Source organism: Boseongicola sp. (assembly GCF_057460485.1).
Genome location: NZ_JBVCWP010000021.1, coordinates 1 through 20790, shown reverse-complemented (window position 1 = coordinate 20790; position 20790 = coordinate 1). Strand labels below are relative to the sequence as shown.

The following is a 20790-nucleotide window of genomic DNA, read 5'->3' as shown; positions in this document are numbered from 1 at the left end:
AGGGCGAAGACAAGAAAATGCGCATAGTTTTAATCGAAGATAACGCGAGTCTTGCGCAAGGGATCAGCTATAGATTGCAGGATGCAGGCCACGCCGTCGATATGCTGGACGATGGCAGGCACGCCAGCGACTATCTTCGCACCGATGAAGCAGACCTGGTGATCCTAGACATCAACCTGCCGGGGCGGGATGGCATAACAATCCTCAAAGAAATGCGCCAACGCGGTGACGAAAGGCCTGTGCTGTTACTCACCGCCCGTTCGGATACGATAGACCGCGTGAAGGGTTTGGATGCAGGGGCGGACGACTACCTTGTTAAGCCTTTTGAAATGGTCGAACTTGAGGCCCGCATCCGAGCAATGTCCCGCAGAAAGCCGCAGCCATTTCGCAAGACCGTTTCGCTTGGGCTTTTGGTGCTTGATCTGGATGCCCGCGAAGCCGAGGTCGGTGGCAGGCCGGAAACTATCCCACGACGCGAAATCAGCATCCTAGAAGCATTGATGCAAGCCGGGGGCCGCACCGTTCCGAAGCTGCAACTGCTGGAGCACACCTACGGCACCGGAAGCGACATCGAGGAAGTCGCGCTCGAAGCACATATCTCGCGTCTTCGCAAAAGGCTTAAGCCCCACGGTATCTCGATCAAAGTGAAACGCGGGCTCGGCTATACGATCCAACTGAATGCACCGATATGACATCTGCTTCGCTGCGCCTGCGACTGACGCTGATCATCCTTATCCCAATTCTGGCTATTGGCGTGGCGGTGTCGATCTGGCAGGTCAGCAATGCCCGCGCCACAGCCGCCGATCTGTTTGATCGAAGCTTGCTTTCCGCAGCTCTTGCTATCTCGGGGGATGTGGCGCGCACGAACGGCAACGCAATCTCGCTTGAAACCTCAGATATCCTTGCCGACACATCCGGCGGACCTGTGTTCTATCACGTATTTGCGCCTGACGGCATCTACGTCCTCGGCTATGCGACCCCCCCCGTCCCGCGCGATGTAAACCAAGGACGCGATGACGAGATCACCTACTATGACGGGCGATACCACAGCCGCGACGTGCGCGTGCTTCGGTACCGGTCGGTCATTACAGTCGATGGGATCAGCGGTGCGTTTACCTTTACGGTCTGGCAGGATGTGGCGGTGCGCAGTGCCTTCGTGCGCGATCTTGTTTTGCGGACATTTACCGTCATCGCCATTCTGATCGGTTCGGTGGCATTGGTTGTGTGGTTCGGTGTCAGTCATGGCCTGAGGCCGCTTCTCGATCTGGAAGACGCGATCTCGCGACGCAGCTCTGACGATCTAAGCCCGATCCGCCGGGCCGTTCCCCCTGAAATTCGCGGGCTGGTGACGCATCTCAACACGCTGTTTGGACAGGTGGAACGCGCGATGGATGCGCAGACGACGCTTATCTCAAACGCCGCACACCAATTGCGCAATCCCATCGCTGGTGTGCTTGCAATGGCCGAAGCCGTGCATTCCGCACCAACTTCGCAAGCCGCAAAAGAGCGATCCGCCGGACTGCTCTCTGCCGCGCGTCGCGCCAGCGATTTGGCGAACAAACTTTTGACCTTGGAACGCGTCCGCGCAGCCCCTGTCGAGGCATTTAACACCCCGGTCGAGGTCGGAACAGTGATTCGCGAGGTGATCGAGACTGTGAAAAGCGACGCCGAAAAGCGCAATGTACAGGTAACGGCTGACTTGCAGAACACTGCTATCGTGGTGATTGCAGATGGGCTGATGCTGCGCGAGGCAATCACAAACTTGGTGGACAATTCGTTGCAACACGGCGGACCGAACTTGGGTCATGTGCGCTTAAGTCTGGCACAAGAGAACGGCGTCGCGATCATTACTGTCGAAGACGATGGGAACGGCTTGCGCGCGGAAGACGTCGAGATCGTTCTGGCAAGATTCGGCCAAGCAAGCCCCGGCGAAGGCTCGGGGCTTGGCTTATCGATTGCAGAAGCGGTCGCAGAACGCCACTGTGGCACGCTGGAACTTCAGACCGAGCGTCAAGGCCTTTTGGTCCGTCTCAGCCTGCCCATGGTCGCAAAAAACGCCGCAAAACCGAGTATTGCACCAGGCAGAAATCAGCGCCCAATCGCGTAGGCCTGCATCAGCCGGGGCGTGGCGGCCGCCTTGAGCATTCCATCTGGTGCGCGCGATGCGGCCGTCAGCCGCCCGATCGCCCAAGGCTCTGACACTTCAAGTCTGTGCCCGCGCGCCCTCAAGGCTTCAAGGGTGGCGGCCGGGAAGTGCGGCTCGGCCATGAGATGACCGGGCCTTATGCCACGGGGGTAGAAACTCGCTTGCAAATGACCGGTATGAAACAGCGGACCGTCGATTGCCTCCTGCAAATTCATCCCGTGATGGATCAGCCGTAAAAGGAATGTCAGCTGCCATTGGTCTTGTTGATCGCCACCAGGTGTGCCGAAGGCGATCCGCGTACCATCGGGGCGGCGCGCCATCGACGGCGAAAGTGTCGTGCGCGGTCTGCGCCCCGGCGCCAGTGAGGTTGGCAAACCTTCGTCCAGCCAGAACATTTGAGCGCGCGTGTTAAGCGGAACGCCAAGCCCCGGAATAACCGGGTTCGATTTCAACCAGCCACCCGATGGCGTTGCAGATACCGCATTGCCCCATTGATCGACCACGTCGATATGAACCGTGTCACCGCGCTTTTCGGTCAGATGAGCCATCGTCGGCTCGCCTACACCGATCCCTTTGTCGTCAACCGCCTTACGCGCCGCACGTTTGAGGAACGCCTGTGCAAGAGCTTCATGCCCTGCAATCTCGCCGGGCCGTTGCACAAGCGAGGCCGTATCCGCAATTTGGCCACGCCGCGCCTGCCCATAGGCCGCAGACAAAAGGGTTTCGGTCGGCACATCCGACGTCAAAGGATCGCCGTAATAAGCTTCACGGTCCGCAAACCCAAGCTTCAGTGCCTCAGTGATCAAATGGACAAAGTCATCCCCTACAGGATCCAACTCCGCCAGACCATCTCCAGACAGCATCTGTAAACACTGAAGCAAAACCGGGCCTTGTGTCCACGTCCCGCACTTAAAGACGTCCCAGCCGGCATGCTCAACCGATACAGCGGGCTCGTAAGAGGCCCGCCAGCCCGCCATATCCTGGCCTGTCATCACGCCCTTTCGCCGCTCTCCTGTGGCATCCATCACGCAAGCATCACGCAAATAGGTGTCGATAGCCTCGGCAACAAAACCCTGATGAAACGCCTTTCGCGCCGCCTCAATCTGCGCCTCACGCCCGGAAACCGCCTCGGCCTCAGACACCAGACGGTCCCAGAAATCCGCCAGCATCGGATTGGCAAACAACGCGCCCGGTTCTGGCACCGCGCCACCCGGCAACCAAACAGGCGCAGATGTCGGCCATTCATCGCGAAACACATGCGCCATATCTGCAATTGTGGCGGCGACCCGCGGCAAGATCGGATGCCCATGACGCGCATAGTAAATCGCCGGAGCCATAACCTCGCGCAATGGCAACCGCCCGTGATCGCGCAGCATCAACATAAAAGCGTCAAACTGCCCCGGCACCACAGTCGCGAGTAATCCAGAGCCCGGAATTAGGTCCAGCCCCTCGCTCCGGTAGTGGTCAATGGTTGCCCCAGCCGGCGCGGTTCCCTGACCGCATACAACAGTTGGTTGATCATCACCGACAGGCCAGATCATCGCAGGCATGTCGCCAAGGGGGCCGTTCAAATGCGGCTCGACAACATTCAAAACGAACCCCGCAGCCGCTGCCGCATCTGCGGCCGAACCACCAGCTTCAAGCATTTTCATGCCCGTCGCCGAAGCAAGCCAATGGGTTGTCGTGACCATGCCGAATGTGCCGGCCAACTCTGGTCTCGTCGTAAAGGTCATTGCTCGTGCTCCTTTGGCTTTTCATCGGACCTAGCCCGCTCGGTCACCCGGAACAACCTGGCCGCGATCGGCGCGCCTGTTATGACAATAACAATGCGGGCCAAATGATGCGCAATGACAAAGCCCAGATCAGCCCCGGCCACGATCGCAAGCACAGTCATTTCTGCCTGCCCACCGGGCGCAAACGCCAGGAAGCTCTCTACGGGCGGGGCAAGACCAAGAAGGTAAGCAACTTCGGCAAAACCGGCGGCAAGGGCGGCTAGCATCAAGACAAATAAAAGGCCCGCCAGAACATCGCGGCGCAACTCTAAGAGCGTCACGCCAACATAGCCTACACCTATTCCGGTCCCGATCAGGAATTGCGCGGTAAGGATCGCTTCGGAGGGCGGTCGTGCGTGGATAAACCCGGTGAGCGACAGGAAGGCAGTGACAATCATTGGTCCCAAAATGGAGGCCCCGAAAAGCCCGATCCGCTCGCCTCCCTTCCACCCAACAAGGGCCGCCGCCGCCATCAGGGCCAACTCCTGCGCCGGGATCGTTGAGGCAGATACGCCAATCGGAATGTCGAGCGACACGCCAAACCCTTGCGTGAGAATAATCGGAGCAACCGCGACAATGATCAGCACGCGGGTGGCATGGATCAGTGACAAGGCCCGTCCATCGCCGCCCGCTTCCTTGCCAAAAATAACCATGTCCTGCAATCCGCCGGGCATGGCCGCATACCAACTTGTCACCCAGTCAAATTTATAGACGTGCCGAAAGAACGGCACACCGATCAGGCCGATGATAGCTATGTAAACGGGGATTAAAGAAACCGACGCCGCAATCTGCGGTAGACGGCCAATCAACTCGGGCGTGATCGAGGCCCCCACCGCAACACCAAGAATTGTGCGCGCCGCAACCGAGACTTGCCCAAAGCCCCGCAACGGCAAGCCTGCAAGGGCTGCAAACAGGCAGGCGAGCATCGGCCCAAAAAGAAAAGGAAGCGGCAAGCCAGTCGACCAAAATGCTACCGTCCCGGCAACGGCCAGGGTGAGGGTCAATGCGCGTTGGCGCGTGGGATGATCGCGGAACACTTCCATTTTCAAACTCTATCGGACTTATTGCATCAGCTTGTATCCAAGTGTATGCAATCTTGGAACCCCTAGCGAGTCCCCCTATGCCGATTGCAAAATCCAGCGATACCAGCCAAGGTCAGGACACCTACACGCGGCTATTGACCGACATTCGCCTTGGCATCTTGCGCCCCGGCGACAGGCTGACTGAAACCGACCTGGCCGCCCGTATTGGGATCAGTCGCACGCCTGTGCGCGAGGCGATCCGAGCGCTTGAGACGGATGGCCTCGTCACACACACACCCCGCGTCGGAGCGACTGTCAGAACGCTGGATTCAGCCGAAATCACCGAGCTTTATGAAATGCGTGGTGTGCTTGAGGGCACCGCCGCACGCTTTGCCGCACGCGCCGCTTACAAAAGTGAAACAGCAGAACTTGAGGCTATCAACTCCGAAATGCGCGGCGCCACTAGTGACGTCGAGCGTCTCTTTTTGCTAAACGCCCGGTTCCACGCGGTACTTCTGAACGCAGCCCGCAACCGGTTTCTGGTCAGCGCGATCAAGGCAATCCAGAAAACACTTCTGATCCTTGGGCCGTCAACGATGGAAGAATCTATGCGTGTCGAAAACGCCCTGGCCGAACATCAGGCGATCATCGACGCGCTGACCGAACATAACGAAGACAAAGCGGAAACCACCATGCGCATCCACATCGAAGCCGCCCATCGCGCCCGCCTCAAACAACTGCGAGGCTAAAAAATATGCGCGATCTGAGCAAAACGATCTGGGACGTGATCGTGGTGGGGGGCGGAAACGCAGGGCTTTGTGCCGCAATCGAGGCCGCAGAAACAGGCGCGCGCGTGCTGATCCTGGACAGCGCACCCAAAGCCTACCGCGGCGGTAATTCACGTCACACACGCAATTTTCGCTGCATGCATCGAGGACCACTTTCGGTTCTGACCGGGGCTTATGAAAAAGACGAATACTTCGACGACCTTATCCGTGTGACCAAAGGCAAGACCGACGAAACACTCGCGCGCATGACGATCGCCGCGTCAGAAGAATGCCTGCCTTGGATGGAAGCCCACGGCGTAGCATTCCAGAAATCTCTGTCCGGCACCCTATCGCTTAGCCGCACCAACGCTTTCTTTCTTGGCGGCGGCAAGGCGCTTGTGAACGCCTACTACAACACCGCCGAAGACCTTGGCGTCACCACCCGATACGAGGCCGAGGTCACGCATATCGTCGTCGAAGACGGCGCCTTTACCGGTTTGGACGCAATTATCGACGGCACGCCGTCCCGCATCGAGGGCCGCGCCGTCGTAATTGCTTCTGGCGGGTTTCAGGCTGATCTCGACTGGCTGGCGGATGCATGGGGGCCGTCTGCGCGCAACTTCCTGATCCGCGGCACACCCTACAATCGCGGTGTTGTCCTGCGCGATATGCTGGATCAGGGCGCCGAAAGCGTGGGCGATCCGACGCAATGCCATGCGGTCGCAATCGACGGGCGCTCGCCCAAATTTGACGGCGGCATCGTCACGCGACTGGACTGCGTGCCGTTCTCGATCGTTGTGAACAAAGACGGTGATCGCTTTTATGACGAGGGCGAAGACGTTTGGCCCAAGCGCTACGCTATCTGGGGTCGCCTTGTCGCGGGGCAACCCGAACAGGTTGCCTTCTCTGTCATCGACGCCAAAAGCATCGACAAATTCATGCCCTCGGTCTATCCGCCCGAAACTGCAAATACGATTGACGGGCTTGCCCAAAAGCTTGGCATCTCCGGCACCAAACTGCGCGAAACGGTGGATGCTTTCAACGCGGCCTGCCGCCCCGGTAACTTCATGCCGACAGAACTCGACGGCCTTGCAACCGACGGCCTCACCCCGCCGAAAACCAACTGGGCACGTCCAATAACAGACCCCCCATTTTACGGCTATTCGCTGCGCCCGGGTGTCACCTTCACCTATCTTGGTCTGAAAGTAGACGAGACGGCCCGCGTTTCCGGCACGGGAGGACCGCTTGCCAATGTCTGGGCCGCCGGGGAAATCATGGCCGGATCGATCCTTGGCGAAGGCTATCTCGCGGGCTTCGGCATGACCATTGGAACCGTCTTCGGACGCATTGCAGGGCAGGAGGCCGCCGCGCATGTCGCTTGATATCCCACAGATCCAAGACGCCACCAGTGAAGCCCGCCGGCAGATCGAGATTTGCAACGCCTGCCGCTATTGCGAAGGGTATTGTTCGGTCTTTCCAGCCATCACACGCGAGCGTGCCTTTGGGGACGGCGACATTACGCAACTGGCCAACCTCTGCCACAACTGCCGGGGCTGCTACTACGCCTGCCAATACACCGAACCGCATGAATTTGCGCTAAACTTGCCCGCCGCATTGGCGGAAGTGCGTGTCGAAAGTTGGACGCGTTTTGCCTGGCCTGGGCGATTTTCGCGTGTTTTCCAGCAAAATGGCGTGGCTCTTGCCCTTGCCTTGGCCCTCAGTATTGCGGCTCTCTTTTGGGCCCTAACGGCGCTTCGACCAGAAAGCGGCCAGGGATTTTACGCCTTCCTGTCGCATGCCGCGATGGTTGCTATCTTTGTGCCCGCGTTTGTCTTCCCGATTGCTGTCATTGCTATCGGCTTAAAGCGCTACTGGCGCGAGGCAGGTGGCACAGCGATCACGATGGCGCATCTGAAGTCTGCCTTCGGCGACGCCGCGCGTATGAAGAACCTCTCCGGCGGGGCGGCCGACGGCTGCAACTTTGAAAAGACAGACCGCTACTCCCACGCGCGCCGCCACGCCCACCACGCGGTGATGTATGGGTTCTTGCTGTGCCTCGCCTCAACCTCAAGCGGCACGGTCCTTCACTATGTGTTCGATATGCCCGCGCCATACGGACTTTTCAGCCTGCCAAAGCTGCTTGGGATCCCCGGCGGTTTCCTTTTGACAATCGGAGCCGCATCCCTTGCATGGCTCAAAATCAAGGCCGATCCTTCTCTCGGCGCACCATCCGTATGGGGCGGGGAAATGGCCTTCGTTTTCCTTCTCGGCGCAACCGGGGCCACGGGTCTCGCGCTTTACGCCGCAACAGGAACTGCTCTGGTCAGCCCGCTGCTGGCGCTGCACCTTGGAACCGTGCTGGCGTTCTTTCTGACGACGCCCTACTCGAAAATGGTGCATGGCTTTTATCGCCTTGCCGCCCTCGTGCGCGATGCGCAACTGAGGGGCTGAACCGGCGCTCAAGTCTCGTCGGCACTTCGCGAGCTGACCCCGAGCGCTTGCAGGTACGCTTGGGAAAACCAACGATGATCAGGCGCACTGTCCGCCGGTAAAGCAACGCCAGAGCCGGACAAGACACGCTGCCAGTCTGCCGTCGCAGCCGCCATTCCATTCGGCAGACCAAGATCGGTCAGCATCTTTGCGACTTCATCCATCTCCGCTGCCCGGCGCTTGCCGTGAACAAGCGTTCGCTCAAAATTATAAGCCGCGCGCTCAGGCACATCGATCCAGGGATGCCCAGATTTCAGCGACGGAAACACCTCGTCCTCGACACCGGCAGCGGTTGCCGCAAGCACGCATTCGGCCGTCAAAGCCTCCATGCCCTTAACCATAATCGAACGCACCATCTTGATCGACGAGGCCCGCCCGACCTGATCACCCATCACCCGGACATGCATCGGCAACCCTTGCAAAATCGGTGCCAATTCTGCGGCGTCTGGCCCCGAAATCAAACAGGGCACCAAATTGCGCTTGGGGTAAACCGGCGCCATCACGGCGACATCCAGATAGCGTCCGCCTTGCGCCCGCACGATCCCATTTGCGCGCAGCTTTGATTGTGGCGCGCAACTGTTGAGATCGCACCAGACCGCGCCGTCTTCCATAAACGCCGCGTAACCATCCGCTGCCGCCACAGCTTGGTCGGCCGTCACCGTGCAGAATATCAGGTCCGCACCGTCCAGCGCTTCTGTCGCGGTCCCGCACAACCTGACCCCCAGCTCCTTGGCGCGAGATCGGATCTCCCCAGCGGTCTTGGGATCATCCGATTTGATGTCATAAGTGCGGATCGCCTCCACCATCGCGCCGCCCCACCCGGAAATGAAAGCCCCCGCAGCCTCGCCCAATCCAATAAAAGCTATCCGCATTGCCAACCCTGCCTATATATTTCCACGTCATACATGTGCTGCGATGAACGCCGCCGCTCGCGCATGCGCAAGCTTAGCCGCCTCTTCCAGGTAGGCCGCCGGGCGGTGCTCATTGGCAAAGGCGTGATCTGCGCCCGCATATGTGTGGACCTCCATATCGGGGAAAAAAGTTCGGGCGGCGTTGAGCATCTCAGGTGGAACATGGGCGTCTTCGCTTCCCCAATGCCCCTGCACCGGCGCCTTCAATGGAGCAATCTGATAGGCATCAAGTCGCGTGCCATAAAACGACACCGCACAGGCAATATCCAGAACCTGCGCCGCACGGATCGCAAGGCCGCCGCCCCAGCAATAGCCAATTATGGCAACGCGTCCGCTCGATTTCAACGCCTCAACAGCTGCATCAACGTCGATCATTGTCTGATCAAGACTTGAGGATAACATCAGGCTACGCCCACGGGGCGCCTCGTCAAAAGGGATGACCGCCCCTTTTTGGTGTCGGTCAAACAGCGCCGGAATGGCGACGTCATAGCCAAGCGCCGCATAACGATCGGCGACATCCTTTAGCTGGTCCGTCACACCGAAAATCTCTTGCAGGATCACGATCCCACCCTTGCGCGCGCTCTTCGCATCCACCATCCAGCACTCAAGCCGATGGCCATCCGCTGCCGTCAATTCGATCATCATGTGTATTTCTCCCAATGCAGTCGCGCGCCAGATGCACACTCGGCAGGCCACAGATCACGTCTCATTCAACGGCCTCCTTGCCCTTCACCGCTTTATCCGTCGGGAATACCACGCCGTCCATCAAATTGCGCGCTGTTCGAAGCACTTCAGCCCGCACAATCGAGCCACCTTCAACGTGAAAAACCGCAGTCATCTCGCCCGTCAAATACTCGACAGAAAGCGCCTTTGCGGCTCCCTTCGGGATGACCGCCAGATCACGCCTAACCGCCCCCGGCGTCAGACAAGCCGTTGCAACACTGACCCCGCCCAGAACACCAATCGTCTTGTGGTAACGATGTGGAATAGACGTCCGCGTCGAGATTGCACCGCCCCAATCGGTTTCCTTTGCCGCGCCGACTGGCATCCAACGAAAGGCCAGCGGCAATTTCTGCAGGTTCTGCGGGAGATCAGCCAGACAATCTAGCCGACGCGGCGCTGTTCATGATCAAATGCAAATGAAACCGCATCATCGAAATCAAGCTCGATCGTTTCTCCGACCCGTGTCCCATCCTGACCAAAAATACGCACCGTCAGCGGCTCTTTTTGATCCGTCGAAACCAAGAGATTCGTGTCCCCGCCCAAGCGTTCGACATGGATAACAGTCCCCTTGATGCGGCCCCCCGCCATGGGTCGCAAATGTTCGGGGCGGATGCCAAGCACTCCATTTTCGGGAATTGAAAGCGGAGCTTTTTTCAGAAAGTTCATCGCCGGTGATCCCAAAAAACCTGCAACAAACTGGTTCGCTGGATTGTTGTAAAGTTCCATCGGAGACCCCACCTGCTCGACCCGACCATCCCGCAGAACGACAATCTTGTCAGCAAGCGTCATCGCCTCGGTCTGATCGTGTGTCACATAGATCATCGTGGCACGAAGTGTGCGTTGCAGCTCGGCGATCTCAATGCGTGTGTTCATCCGCAACGCGGCATCCAGGTTCGAAAGTGGCTCGTCAAATAGGAATAATTTGGGTTCCCGCACAATCGCGCGCCCGATGGCCACACGTTGGCGTTGCCCACCTGAAAGGTCAGAAGGGCGGCGGTCGACGTAAGCGCCAAGATCAAGCATCTCGATGGCTTTATTGACCCTTTCTTCAATCACAGGTTTCGGTTGTTTCTCTTGCTTCAAACCAAGGGACATGTTGTCGCGCACGCTAAGGTGCGGATAAAGCGCGTAAGATTGGAAGACCATTGCGATACCGCGCTTGGCCGGCGGAACACTGTTGACCACGCTGCCGCAAATTTCGACAGTCCCGCTGCTTGCGTCTTCAAGTCCCGCTATCACGCGCAGCAACGTTGACTTGCCACAGCCCGATGGGCCGACGAAAACCACGAACTCGCCGTCCTCCACAGTCAGGTTTATATCCTTCAGAACCTCTACCGAGCCAAAGGATTTGCAGACATCTGTGAGGGCCAGCGCGGTCATTGGGAAACTCCTAAGTCTACGGGTCGACCCGTGCGAATGCTCTCATCCGCTGCCAGACAAATGGCGAGGGATTGCACTGCATCGCTCATGTGCCGTGTCAGGTCGATGTTTTCTTTGATTGCCTTGATCATGAACGCTTGCTCCGCATCGCAAAGCGCTTGGTGACCCGGTTCATCGGGCATTTCGATCAGGTGGTCTCCGGTTGGGCGATGGACAAGCAACCCGCCAACCTTCGTATGGCCGTCGACGTCGTCCGACGCGCCTTTGTTGCCGTCGGTGATGGACACGGACCCATTGGGCGACACGACATCCTTTACGAAAAAGGCGGTCTCGGACATCATCGGTCCCCAGCCTGCCTCGTACCATCCGACCGAACCGTCTTCGAACCAGACCTGCAGCTGGCCATAGTTATACATATCCGGCGCAATCTCATCTGAAAGACGCAGGCCCATGCCGCTGACGCGAACCGGTTTGGCGTCAGTAATCTGGCACATCACGTCGACGTAATGCACGCCGCAATCGACAAGCGGGCTGGTGGTTTGCATCAACGCCTTATGCGTTTCCCAAGTCGGGCCGTCCGACTGCTGATTAAGGTTCATGCGAAACACATACGGCCCCCCCAGATCGCGAGCCTCACTGATAAGTCGCTGCCAACTTGGGTGATGGCGCAGGATATAGCCGACGGCCAATTTGCGGTTCAGCCGCTGCGCTGTCGCAACGACATGCTCGGCGTCCGCAACGGTTGTCGCCAGTGGTTTTTCGATAAAAACGTCAGCACCCGCTTCCATGGCGGCAATCGCATAATCGGCGTGGCTGTCGGAATATGTTGCGATACAAACAAGATCAGCGTTCTGCGCCAGACCGTCTTCAAAGCGCGCAAAACGTGGATAGTCCGCAAGTTCTTCCGGCAAATCAACATCCGACCGGTTCACCAACCCAACGATCTCGGCCTCGGGGTGATAATGGTGTGCAAGCGCATGGCTGCGCCCCATATTTCCCAAGCCTGCAATGACAATTCTCATTTGACTGCTCCCGATGTGATGCCACGGATCAACTGGCGTGAGAAGACAACGTAGAGCGCCATCACCGGCAGAATTGCCAAGGATAAGGCCGACAACACTGCATTCCAGTCCGTCACGAATTGACCGATGAACACCTGACTTCCAAGCGTCAGAGTTTTCACCTCTTCAGCGGGTGCAAGAATAAGCGGGAACCACAAATCGTTCCAAATCGGAATCATATTGAACACCGCCACTGTCGCCATGGCAGGACGCACCAGCGGCAAAACAAGGCGGAAGAATATCCGGTATTCAGACAGCCCGTCGATGCGACCAGCGTTTTTCAGGTCGTCGCTTACTTGCCGCATAAATTCGGAAAGGATGAACACCGCCAGCGGCAGCCCTTGTGCCGTATAGACCAGGATCAGCGCCCAAAGCGTGTTCACAAGACCGGTCTGTACCATCATCTCCAGAATTGCGACGGTACCGATGCGGATTGGAATCATGATCCCCAAGGCCAGATACAGCCCCATGATCAGATTGCCCTTAAAGCGATACTCTGCCAACGCAAAGGCGGCCATGGATCCGAAAAGCAGAATGAAAAAAAGCGAGCCGACCGTGACAATCATCGAGTTCTGAAAGTAGAGGAAAAAATCTCCCTGCTTTAGCACCGTTTCATACCCAATAAGTGAGAAACTATCGGCATTCGGCAGCGCTAAGGGCTCGCGGAAGATCGCTTTTCGAGTCTTGAAGCTGTTAATAACAATCACAAAGACCGGAAACATTGCGATCAGCGTGTAGAGAATCAACGCGCCATGGGCGGCGAATGTGTTGAGGCGATTTTGGCGTGCAATGCTCATGTCAATCTCCTCAGAACTGATAGCGGCGCATGCGTGACTGGATACCGAAAAGGTATATGCACACGCCGATGAGAATGATGGCAAACATGGCGGACGCAATGGTCGACCCCATGTGCGGATCGCCAAGTTGCAGTTGGAACCCGAAGAACGTCCGGTACATGAAAGTACCCAAGATATCGGTCGAGAAATCCGGACCGGCCAACGCGCCTTGGGCCGCATAGATCAGATCAAATGCGTTGAAATTGGCCACAAATGTCAGGATCGAGATAATCCCGATCGACGGTAGGATCAGCGGCAGTTTGATCTTCCAGAAAGCGGAAAGACCCGTGATGCCGTCGACCTCGGCGGCCTCAAGAATTTCGTCCGGGATGGACAACAAGGCGGCATAGATCAACATCATCGGGATACCCACGAACTGCCAGACTGACACCAACGACAAGGTCGTCAGGGCATAGGCCTCCTTGCCGAGCCATGGTGCATACAAAGACTTAAGACCCACTGCGTCCAACATGCCCGGCGCGATGCCCCAGATTGGCGACAGGATCAGCTTCCATGCAAACCCCACAATGACGAAGGACAAGATGGTCGGAATAAAGATGGCCGAGCGATAGAAACTGGCAAAGCGCAATTTCGGTTGGCTTAAGATGGCGGCAAGCGCAATGCCGATCGGGTTCTGCACCAGCATATGGACGACGAAGAACCATAAATTGTTGCCAAGCGCATTCCAAAACTGTTCCGACCAGAAGGCGTTGCCAAACAGCGTGCGGAAATTTTGCAATCCGACAAAAACCCGTTCCTGATCGACCTCAGTAAACAGCGACAAGCGCAGCGTCGCAAACAGCGGGTAGATCATCACTGCCGTGTAGACCAGCACGGCAGGTGCCAGAAAAACCACGATATGCCATCTGAACTTTGGTTTCGCCTGATCCTTTGACATGAGACGTTCCTGCCGTTTGAGAGGGCGCTGAACAATGGCTCAGCGGCAAAAGTGTGGAATGTAGCGGGGCGCAGTGCGCGCCGGTGGCAAAGCCTCCGGCGCGCCGAGGATGTTTGGCTCCTAGCCTTACTGCTGAGGCTCGTACCAGCTGGCCAGCCCTGCTTGCAGACGCTTGCCAGCATCTTCCGGGGATTCCTCGCCTTTGATCACGGCCACCGATGCGTTCCATGTGTCGTTCTCAAGATTTGGCGTTCCGCGTGACAGAACCTGGTAGGTAGACCGGATTGTGCTTTCGCATTCACCGCGCCAGGAGATGAACTCCTGAGCCAGCGGGTCTTCCAACGTGACCGGTGCGTCGGACAGCGGAAAGAAGCCCGGTAGCGCGTTGGCGAAGATCGTCGCAAACTCTGACGAGCCAACCCAGTTCAGGAAGACCGTTGCAGCTTCGGCATTTGGTGTGGCAGCATTCATCCCAATACCGATGTCGGTGTGATCCGAGATATAGCAGGTGTCCCCGGCGTTCTGCACAGGCGGATAGAAGGCGCCCATCTCAAAATCAGCCAAGCCATTGAAGCCCGAGATTTCCCACGAACCGGTCGGATAAACCGCAGCCCGACCCAGCGTGAAGATGTTCTGGCTGTCCGGATAGGTCTGCGCCTCGAAACCATCGCCCAGATACGCACCCCATTTCGCCAACTGGCGATAAGGTGCAACCCAAGCTTCGTCCGTCAATTTCTGGTCACCGGCCAAAAGCGCCAGACGGCCCTCTTCGCCTTTCCAGTAGTTTGGCCCGATGTTGTTGTAACCCATCGTCGCGGCTTCCCACTGGTCGTTCGTGCCCATAGCCATCGGGATGTAAGTGCCGTCTTCCTTGATCTTATCGAGGACCGCGAAGAACTCCGCTTCGGTTGTTGGCTCTTCAACGCCGACTTCAGCGAAAGCGTCCTTGTTGTAGATGAACCCATGGATCACTGACGCCATCGGCACGCAAAACTGAGTGGAGGCGTCATCCGTGCTCCAACCGGATTTTGATACGGCAGAAAAGCTCGCCATACCGTCAATGTCGCTGATATCGGCAAGATGGCCCGCTTCAAATAGTGCGAGTGATGCATCGAACGGGCGGCATGTGATAATATCGCCTGCCGAACCGGCATCCAGCTTTGAGTTCAAAACAGCGTTGTACTCAGCCGGGGCCGACGGTGTGAAATTCAGCTTGATCCCGGGGTGTTCCGCTTCAAAGGCAGGGATGATTTTGTCCTGCCAGATGGCAAGGTCATCGTTGCGCCAGCTTTCAATCGTCAGCGTCACGTCTTGCGCCGTTGCCGTTCCGGCAATGAGCGTCGAGGCCAGCATGGCACCGATCAATTTGGACTTTTCCATAGTATTCTCCCTAATTAGACTTTTATGTCTTGGTTTGATTTTAGTGAATTGAAGCAGGGCTCAAGATGCCCGATATGCGCGGATAGCAGCGCTTTTGCGTCTTTCAGCGTCACACCGGCAGCGACAAGAATTGCGGCCTTGGTGTCTCCACCAGACCGGTCCAGCGCCATTCTCGCCGCGGCTTCCGAAACATTGGAAATGCCCGCGATGATCCCGACCGCGCGATTGATCAGCTTGGTATTGTCCGCCACGACATTGACCATCTGACCCTGGTACACATGTCCCAGCGCAATCCCCATTAGCGAGGACATCAGGTTCAACGCCGCTTTCTGTGCGGTCCCTGCCCCCAAACGCGTCGATCCGGCGATAACTTCGGGAGGCGTTTGAAGACAAATCGGAATGTCAGCCAGCTCAAGCAATGGCGACCCCCGATTGCTAGCGATTGCAATGAGAACGCTACCCTTGGATTTCACAACCTCCGCCACAGCCAAAGCGAAAGGCGTCGTGCCACTGGCACTTAAGACAATAACAACATCACCCGCAGAAACCCCGCGCCCAATGACGTCGGCAGCTTCAGTGTCGTCTTCCGTATCGCCGGGCATGCGGCCATCTGCCGGGACGCCGCCTGCCATATGGATTTGGATTGTCTCAGCAGGAATCCCAAATGTGCCCGGCAATTCGCAGGCATCTGCAAGCGCCATCAACCCGGAACTTCCCGCTGCAGCATAAACAAGTGAGCCACCGGAGCGAATAGCCGCCGCCATCGCCTGGGCACCCCTCGCAATTTCGGGCGCAGCCTGGCCAATCGCTTCAACCGCCAACCGCTGTCCGCGCACAAAGAACGCCGCCGCCTGATCTGCAGAAAGCCGATCAATCGCCTCACCTTCGGGTAGCATTTCAGTGGTTGGAAGCAGCATTCGAATCTCCTTCCCTAATTTAATACCTTTTAAATACCTCTTGTCTACCATTTATTCGGCTTCCGTATTTTCCCCATAATACTAAGGCCAATAATGCGGAGATTCCGCCAAATAAGTCTATCTTTTCCAAAATAGGTATTATAAAGGTATCTTATGTTTGGCTCAGAGCACCCTATACTTATTGGCGTAGATGGCGGCGGCACCGGATGTCGTGTCGCCATTGGCACGCCTTCAGCGGGCGTACTTGCGCAAGCCGAAGGTGGGCGCGCCAACGCCTCATCTGACCCAGAACTTGCGATCAAAAACATCATCTCCACCGTCCTTGCTGCTGCCAAAAAAGCGGGCGTCTCACCGGGCGCACTGCGAGATGCAGTGGCGCATTTGGGCCTAGCCGGTGTCATGACCCCGGCGGACAGCCAGCGGATCGCATCCGCCCTCCCCTACAAAAGCGCTTCCGTCACAGACGATCGCCCCACTGCTGTCACCGGCGCGTTGGGTGATCAGGATGGGTTTCTCTTGTCTGTTGGCACAGGCACGATTGTCGCCGCCAGCAAGGACGGGCACTTCAGATACATCGGTGGCTGGGGCTTTCAAATCTCGGACCAAAGCTCTGGTGCATGGCTTGGACGCGCGGCACTCGAGCGCACAATCTTATGTCACGACGGCCTTGCCGCTCACACCGACCTTACCCGCGCCTTGATGGCCAAATTTGGCGACGATCCAAACGCGATCGTATCATTCAGCCTGTCGGCCAAACCGGGTGATTTTGGGTCTTTGGCCCCTCTTGTTGTCTCTGGTGCAGATGCCGGGGACACGTGGGGGGTGTCGCTGATGAAAGACGGCGCCGACTATCTGTCGAAGGGCCTGTCGGTCTTGGGCTTTCTTCCCGGCGACACTCTGTGCCTCACCGGAGGCGTGGGACCACACTATGCGTCTTACCTGCCGCCAAAGGCCCTGACGGGGCGGATCGCGTCCCGTGGCAGCGCTTTGGACGGCGCCTTTCAACTTGCCAAGTCGCGCGCAGCCATTTCCCAGGGATGCCCGCAATGACCATCGTGGACTTCCTCGACCCCGGCAAATGGCTGCGCCCCAACGGCGGGCCGCGCTATGTGCAGCTGCGCCAGCGGCTCAGCGAGGGAGTTGATCAGGGCGTTCTGAAGGCCGGCAACTCCCTGCCGCCCGAACGCGAGATCGCAACCATAACCGATCTGTCCCGCGTGACCGTGCGCAAAGCCATCCATGCGCTCGCCGAAGATGGCATTGTCATTCAGAAACAGGGCTCTGGGTCGTTTGTGGCCCCGGGCACGCCCCAGATCGAACAATCCCTGTCGCGCCTCACGTCCTTCAGCGAAGACATGTCGCGACGCGGCATGGCGTCGACCAGCGTCTGGCTTGAGCGCGGAGTTTTCATGGCGTCGCCCGACGAAGTCCTGGCCCTTGCGTTGTCCCCGGATGCCTCTGTATCGCGCATCGCGCGCCTCAGGACCGCCGACGGCAAGCCGATGGCGATTGAGCGTGCGTCGCTCTCGACCGAGATGCTGCCCAACCCGCTTTTGGTGGAAACGTCTCTATATGAAGTGCTTGGTCAGGCCGGTCTCAGACCCGTCCGCGCCCTGCAGAAAATCTCTGCCATCAATCTCGGAGACGGCAACGCCGCCCTCTTGGATGTCGAGCCGGGCAAGGCAGGCCTTCGCATTGAGCGTACCTCGTATCTCGCTGACGGGCGCACGGTGGAATTCACTCAATCTATATATCGCGGAGACGCCTACAACTTTGTAGCCGAACTTCGCCTTGCCAAAGAATAGGACGCCCTGATGACACAAACACAAATGCGGCGCGAGATTTTGGAAATACCAGTCGCCGTTGACCGGCTTCTGCAGGACGGCGGCGACGATATCCGCCGCGCCGCTGATGCCATCCGCGCCCAAGCGCCGGGCTTCATGGTCAGCGTGGCCCGTGGCTCATCCGACCACGTGGCGACCTATCTTAAATATGCCTCCGAGCTTCTCATGGGCACACCCATCGCCTCGATCGGACCCTCCATCGCGTCAATCTACAACCGGCAGCTAAACCTTAAAGGCAGCGTCTGCCTGTCCGTATCGCAATCCGGCAAAAGCCCCGACATCGTAGAAATGGCGCGCATGGCGCGCGCCGGGGGGGCTCTATCCATTGCAATGACCAACCATCCCGAAAGCCCGCTGGCGCAGGTTGCCGATCACACATTGAACCTGCACGCCGGACCGGAAATTAGCGTGGCCGCAACAAAGACCTTCGTGAATTCCGCCGTTGCAGGCATATGGCTATTGGCCGAGTGGGCCGAAAATGACGCCCTCCTTGCTGCCGTTCACGGCCTTCCCGACAAACTCGAAAGCGCGGTTCTCTCCGACTGGCCCGAGGCCCGCGCAGCCCTAGAAGGGCGAAACTCGGTCTTCTGCCTTGGGCGCGGGCCGGCCTACGCTATCGCAAACGAGGCGGCCCTGAAATTCAAAGAAACGTGCCAAATCCACGCAGAATCCTACTCCTCGGCCGAAGTTCTGCACGGCCCAGTTTCTATCGTTGACCACGGCTTCCCAGTCATCGCCCTCGCCTCGCAGGACGAGGCCGAAAGCGCGCTTGCAGGCGTCGCCGACGAGATCGCAGCCAAAGGCGCGTCGGTGTTTGCCACGACCGACAAAGTTCAGTTGGCCAATGTGTTGCCCATCACGCGCACCGGTCATGCCCTTACGGATCCTATTGCCCTGATCGCCAGCTTTTACGCCATGGTCGAGCGAACCGCCGCCTCACGCGGCATCAACCCGGACGCACCCCGCCACCTGAAGAAAGTGACCGAAACGGTATGAACGGCCCCGTCAAAGCTTACATTGGTGCTCAAATCCACGATGGGCAAACGCTACACACCGATCAAGCGCTTGTGGTCAACGCAGACCGGTCCTTAAGCGTCCAATCCCGGCACGCATTATCAACGGATTGTCCGGTCGAAACCCTGAATGGCGGCTTGATCACACCCGGCTTTGTCGACTTGCAAGTCAACGGCGGCGGCGGTGTGATGTTCAACGATGACCAATCCGTGGCGACGCTGCGCACAATGGCCGAAGCCCACGCTACGGCTGGCACGCAGGCCCTATTACCGACCTTGATCACAGACACTCCTGAACGCACCCGCGCCGCAATCGACGCCGTCGAACAGGCTATCGCGGAAAAAATTAGCGGGATTGTAGGCATCCATCTTGAAGGCCCCCATCTTTCCGTCGCGCGCAAAGGCGCACATGACCCGCACCTCATCCGTCCGATGAGCGATGAGGACCTCCGTCTCATGCTCTCGGCGGCCGAGCGACTGGCAAATGTCATGGTGACTCTCGCGCCCGAAAACGCAACGACCGCACAGATCAGGTCCCTGGCAGACGCAGGCATAGTCGTGTCTTTGGGCCACACTGATGCAGACGCCGCCACCTGCCACGCGGCCTTTGATGCCGGTGCGCGGTGCGTGACGCACTTATTTAACGCGATGAGCCAACTTGGAAACCGCGAACCTGGCTTAGTGGGCGCAACCCTTGTCCGTGACGACATCTACGCGGGCCTCATTGCCGATGGGGTACATGTCCACCCAGCCACAATGCGCATCGCCCTCTCGGCAAAACCGCAATCAGAGAGAATTTTTCTGGTCACAGACGCAATGGCGACGGCCGGTTCTTCGATCAAAAGCTTTCTGATCAATGGCCGTGAGGTGTTCCGCAAAAACCAGCGGCTCACGCTGGCTGACGGCACGCTTGCGGGCGCTGATCTTGAAATGCCGCGCGCTTTGTCAGTCATGATTGGTAGTGTCGGAGACGACATCGCACGCGCCGTTGCCCGCGCGACCGCAACACCCGCCACGCTTTTGCGCGAAGACAACGGACTGGGCCACCTTCGCGGGACGGCCCAAAGCGCCGTATATTTCAAGGGCGGGTTGTCAAACCCCGTGGACTTTAAGGTGATCGGCACCCGAAAGGCCGGCTAGGTCGCAGCGCTATCGACACCATGCGAACCAGTCTGTTTTGGGATGGCAGAATCGCTTCCTATGCCGACCATAGACCGCGTGACTCGACATACTCCGCAAACGGTTCCCGCCCCTCACCGCGTCCACGAATATCTTAGACCGCTGCCTGTGTGAGTTCTGCGCGATGCACTTAAGACGGCGGCGTCGCGACGCATTGAGCTTGTCCAGACACCAGCAATGACGCAAGCTAGCCGCTGCGAACGGGGATACTTAGTTCGCCCTGAATAACTCCTATCAGGCTGATTTTGTTTGAAAATAGCACGATTTTGTTGGGCTAGAGTTGCAGGGTTTGGTATTATGGAGATAGGAACCCTGCAATTTCGAGCCACGATATGAAGCCAAGAAAACCACCCGCAGAACAAGACGACCTCCTGCGCGCCCGGTTGGTCGAAATGATCGACATGCGCCATGAATTGGTGAAGCTCGCCGCCCTGATCGACTGGGAAGTCTT

Annotated in this window: 20 protein-coding genes; 9 read left to right on the top strand and 11 right to left on the bottom strand. The window is 58.0% G+C overall.

Annotated elements, in window-relative coordinates:
* Positions 1 to 17 precede the first annotated feature (17 nt).
* Together AC221Y_RS05060 and AC221Y_RS05055 are read left to right on the top strand one after the other, a co-directional pair.
* Complete coding sequence (locus tag AC221Y_RS05060; protein WP_299751554.1) at positions 18 to 692, top strand: response regulator transcription factor; 675 nt, start codon at positions 18 to 20, stop codon at positions 690 to 692.
* Complete coding sequence (locus AC221Y_RS05055; protein WP_486706887.1) at positions 689 to 2107, top strand: sensor histidine kinase; 1419 nt, start codon at positions 689 to 691, stop codon at positions 2105 to 2107. The genes AC221Y_RS05060 and AC221Y_RS05055 overlap by 4 nt, the downstream gene beginning before the upstream one ends.
* Here the strand turns inward: AC221Y_RS05055 and AC221Y_RS05050 are convergent.
* Together AC221Y_RS05050 and AC221Y_RS05045 are read right to left on the bottom strand one after the other, a co-directional pair.
* Complete coding sequence (locus AC221Y_RS05050) at positions 2089 to 3879, bottom strand: gamma-glutamyltransferase family protein (protein ID WP_486706886.1); 1791 nt, start codon at positions 3877 to 3879, stop codon at positions 2089 to 2091. The genes AC221Y_RS05055 and AC221Y_RS05050 overlap by 19 nt on opposite strands.
* Positions 3876 to 4961 (bottom strand): AbrB family transcriptional regulator, encoded by a 1086-nt coding sequence (locus AC221Y_RS05045; RefSeq protein ID WP_299751562.1) that lies wholly within the window; start codon positions 4959 to 4961, stop codon positions 3876 to 3878. The genes AC221Y_RS05050 and AC221Y_RS05045 overlap by 4 nt, the downstream gene beginning before the upstream one ends.
* A 77-nt stretch (positions 4962 to 5038) precedes the next feature.
* Between AC221Y_RS05045 and AC221Y_RS05040 the strand changes: the two genes are divergently transcribed.
* Genes AC221Y_RS05040 through tcuB form a run of 3 tightly spaced genes read left to right on the top strand, consistent with a single transcriptional unit; the run spans position 5039 to position 8158 of the window.
* Positions 5039 to 5689, top strand: a complete 651-nt coding sequence (locus AC221Y_RS05040) for a GntR family transcriptional regulator (RefSeq protein ID WP_299751565.1) — start codon at positions 5039 to 5041, stop codon at positions 5687 to 5689.
* A 5-nt stretch (positions 5690 to 5694) separates the two neighbouring features.
* Positions 5695 to 7089, top strand: coding sequence for an FAD-dependent tricarballylate dehydrogenase TcuA (tcuA, locus tag AC221Y_RS05035; protein WP_299751567.1), 1395 nt, complete (start codon positions 5695 to 5697; stop codon positions 7087 to 7089).
* A complete protein-coding gene (tcuB, locus tag AC221Y_RS05030; protein WP_486706885.1) occupies positions 7079 to 8158 on the top strand; it encodes a tricarballylate utilization 4Fe-4S protein TcuB in 1080 nt (359 codons plus the stop codon). Before tcuA ends, tcuB begins: the two co-directional genes overlap by 11 nt.
* Before the next feature lie 8 nt (positions 8159 to 8166).
* Here tcuB and AC221Y_RS05025 read toward each other — a convergent pair whose 3' ends face one another.
* From AC221Y_RS05025 to AC221Y_RS04985, 9 genes are all read right to left on the bottom strand, one after another.
* Entirely contained in the window at positions 8167 to 9069 is a 903-nt protein-coding gene (locus AC221Y_RS05025) for an NAD(P)-dependent oxidoreductase (protein WP_486706884.1), read from the bottom strand.
* Between the two features lie 27 nt (positions 9070 to 9096).
* Positions 9097 to 9753 (bottom strand): dienelactone hydrolase family protein, encoded by a 657-nt coding sequence (locus tag AC221Y_RS05020; protein WP_299751574.1) that lies wholly within the window; start codon positions 9751 to 9753, stop codon positions 9097 to 9099.
* A gap of 61 nt (positions 9754 to 9814) precedes the next feature.
* Positions 9815 to 10156, bottom strand: coding sequence for a PrpF domain-containing protein (locus AC221Y_RS05015; RefSeq protein WP_486706883.1), 342 nt, complete (start codon positions 10154 to 10156; stop codon positions 9815 to 9817).
* Positions 10157 to 10212: 56 nt separating this feature from the next.
* Entirely contained in the window at positions 10213 to 11211 is a 999-nt protein-coding gene (locus AC221Y_RS05010; RefSeq protein WP_299751580.1) for an ABC transporter ATP-binding protein, read from the bottom strand.
* A complete protein-coding gene (locus AC221Y_RS05005) occupies positions 11208 to 12233 on the bottom strand; it encodes a Gfo/Idh/MocA family protein (protein WP_486706882.1) in 1026 nt (341 codons plus the stop codon). Before AC221Y_RS05005 ends, AC221Y_RS05010 begins: the two co-directional genes overlap by 4 nt.
* Positions 12230 to 13069 (bottom strand): carbohydrate ABC transporter permease, encoded by an 840-nt coding sequence (locus AC221Y_RS05000; RefSeq protein ID WP_299751586.1) that lies wholly within the window; start codon positions 13067 to 13069, stop codon positions 12230 to 12232. Before AC221Y_RS05000 ends, AC221Y_RS05005 begins: the two co-directional genes overlap by 4 nt.
* 10 nt (positions 13070 to 13079) lie before the next feature.
* Positions 13080 to 14006 carry a carbohydrate ABC transporter permease gene (locus AC221Y_RS04995; protein WP_486706881.1) on the bottom strand — a complete coding sequence of 309 codons (927 nt, stop codon included), beginning with the start codon at positions 14004 to 14006 and terminating at the stop codon, positions 13080 to 13082.
* A gap of 126 nt (positions 14007 to 14132) precedes the next feature.
* Positions 14133 to 15386, bottom strand: a complete 1254-nt coding sequence (locus tag AC221Y_RS04990; RefSeq protein WP_486706880.1) for an ABC transporter substrate-binding protein — start codon at positions 15384 to 15386, stop codon at positions 14133 to 14135.
* Positions 15387 to 15400: 14 nt separating this feature from the next.
* Positions 15401 to 16303, bottom strand: coding sequence for an N-acetylmuramic acid 6-phosphate etherase (locus AC221Y_RS04985; RefSeq protein ID WP_486706879.1), 903 nt, complete (start codon positions 16301 to 16303; stop codon positions 15401 to 15403).
* A gap of 153 nt (positions 16304 to 16456) precedes the next feature.
* On the opposite strand from AC221Y_RS04985, the gene AC221Y_RS04980 reads away from it, so the two are divergent.
* The 4 genes from AC221Y_RS04980 to nagA are packed head-to-tail and all read left to right on the top strand — an operon-like array spanning position 16457 to position 20300.
* A complete protein-coding gene (locus AC221Y_RS04980) occupies positions 16457 to 17353 on the top strand; it encodes a glucosamine kinase nucleotide-binding domain-containing protein (protein ID WP_299749084.1) in 897 nt (298 codons plus the stop codon).
* Positions 17350 to 18108, top strand: a complete 759-nt coding sequence (locus tag AC221Y_RS04975) for a GntR family transcriptional regulator (RefSeq protein WP_299749081.1) — start codon at positions 17350 to 17352, stop codon at positions 18106 to 18108. The genes AC221Y_RS04980 and AC221Y_RS04975 overlap by 4 nt, the downstream gene beginning before the upstream one ends.
* Before the next feature lie 9 nt (positions 18109 to 18117).
* A complete protein-coding gene (locus tag AC221Y_RS04970) occupies positions 18118 to 19143 on the top strand; it encodes an SIS domain-containing protein (RefSeq protein ID WP_486706878.1) in 1026 nt (341 codons plus the stop codon).
* Positions 19140 to 20300: an N-acetylglucosamine-6-phosphate deacetylase gene (nagA, locus tag AC221Y_RS04965; RefSeq protein WP_486706877.1), complete on the top strand. Its 1161-nt coding sequence runs from the start codon at positions 19140 to 19142 to the stop codon at positions 20298 to 20300. The genes AC221Y_RS04970 and nagA overlap by 4 nt, the downstream gene beginning before the upstream one ends.
* Positions 20301 to 20790: the final 490 nt, after the last annotated feature.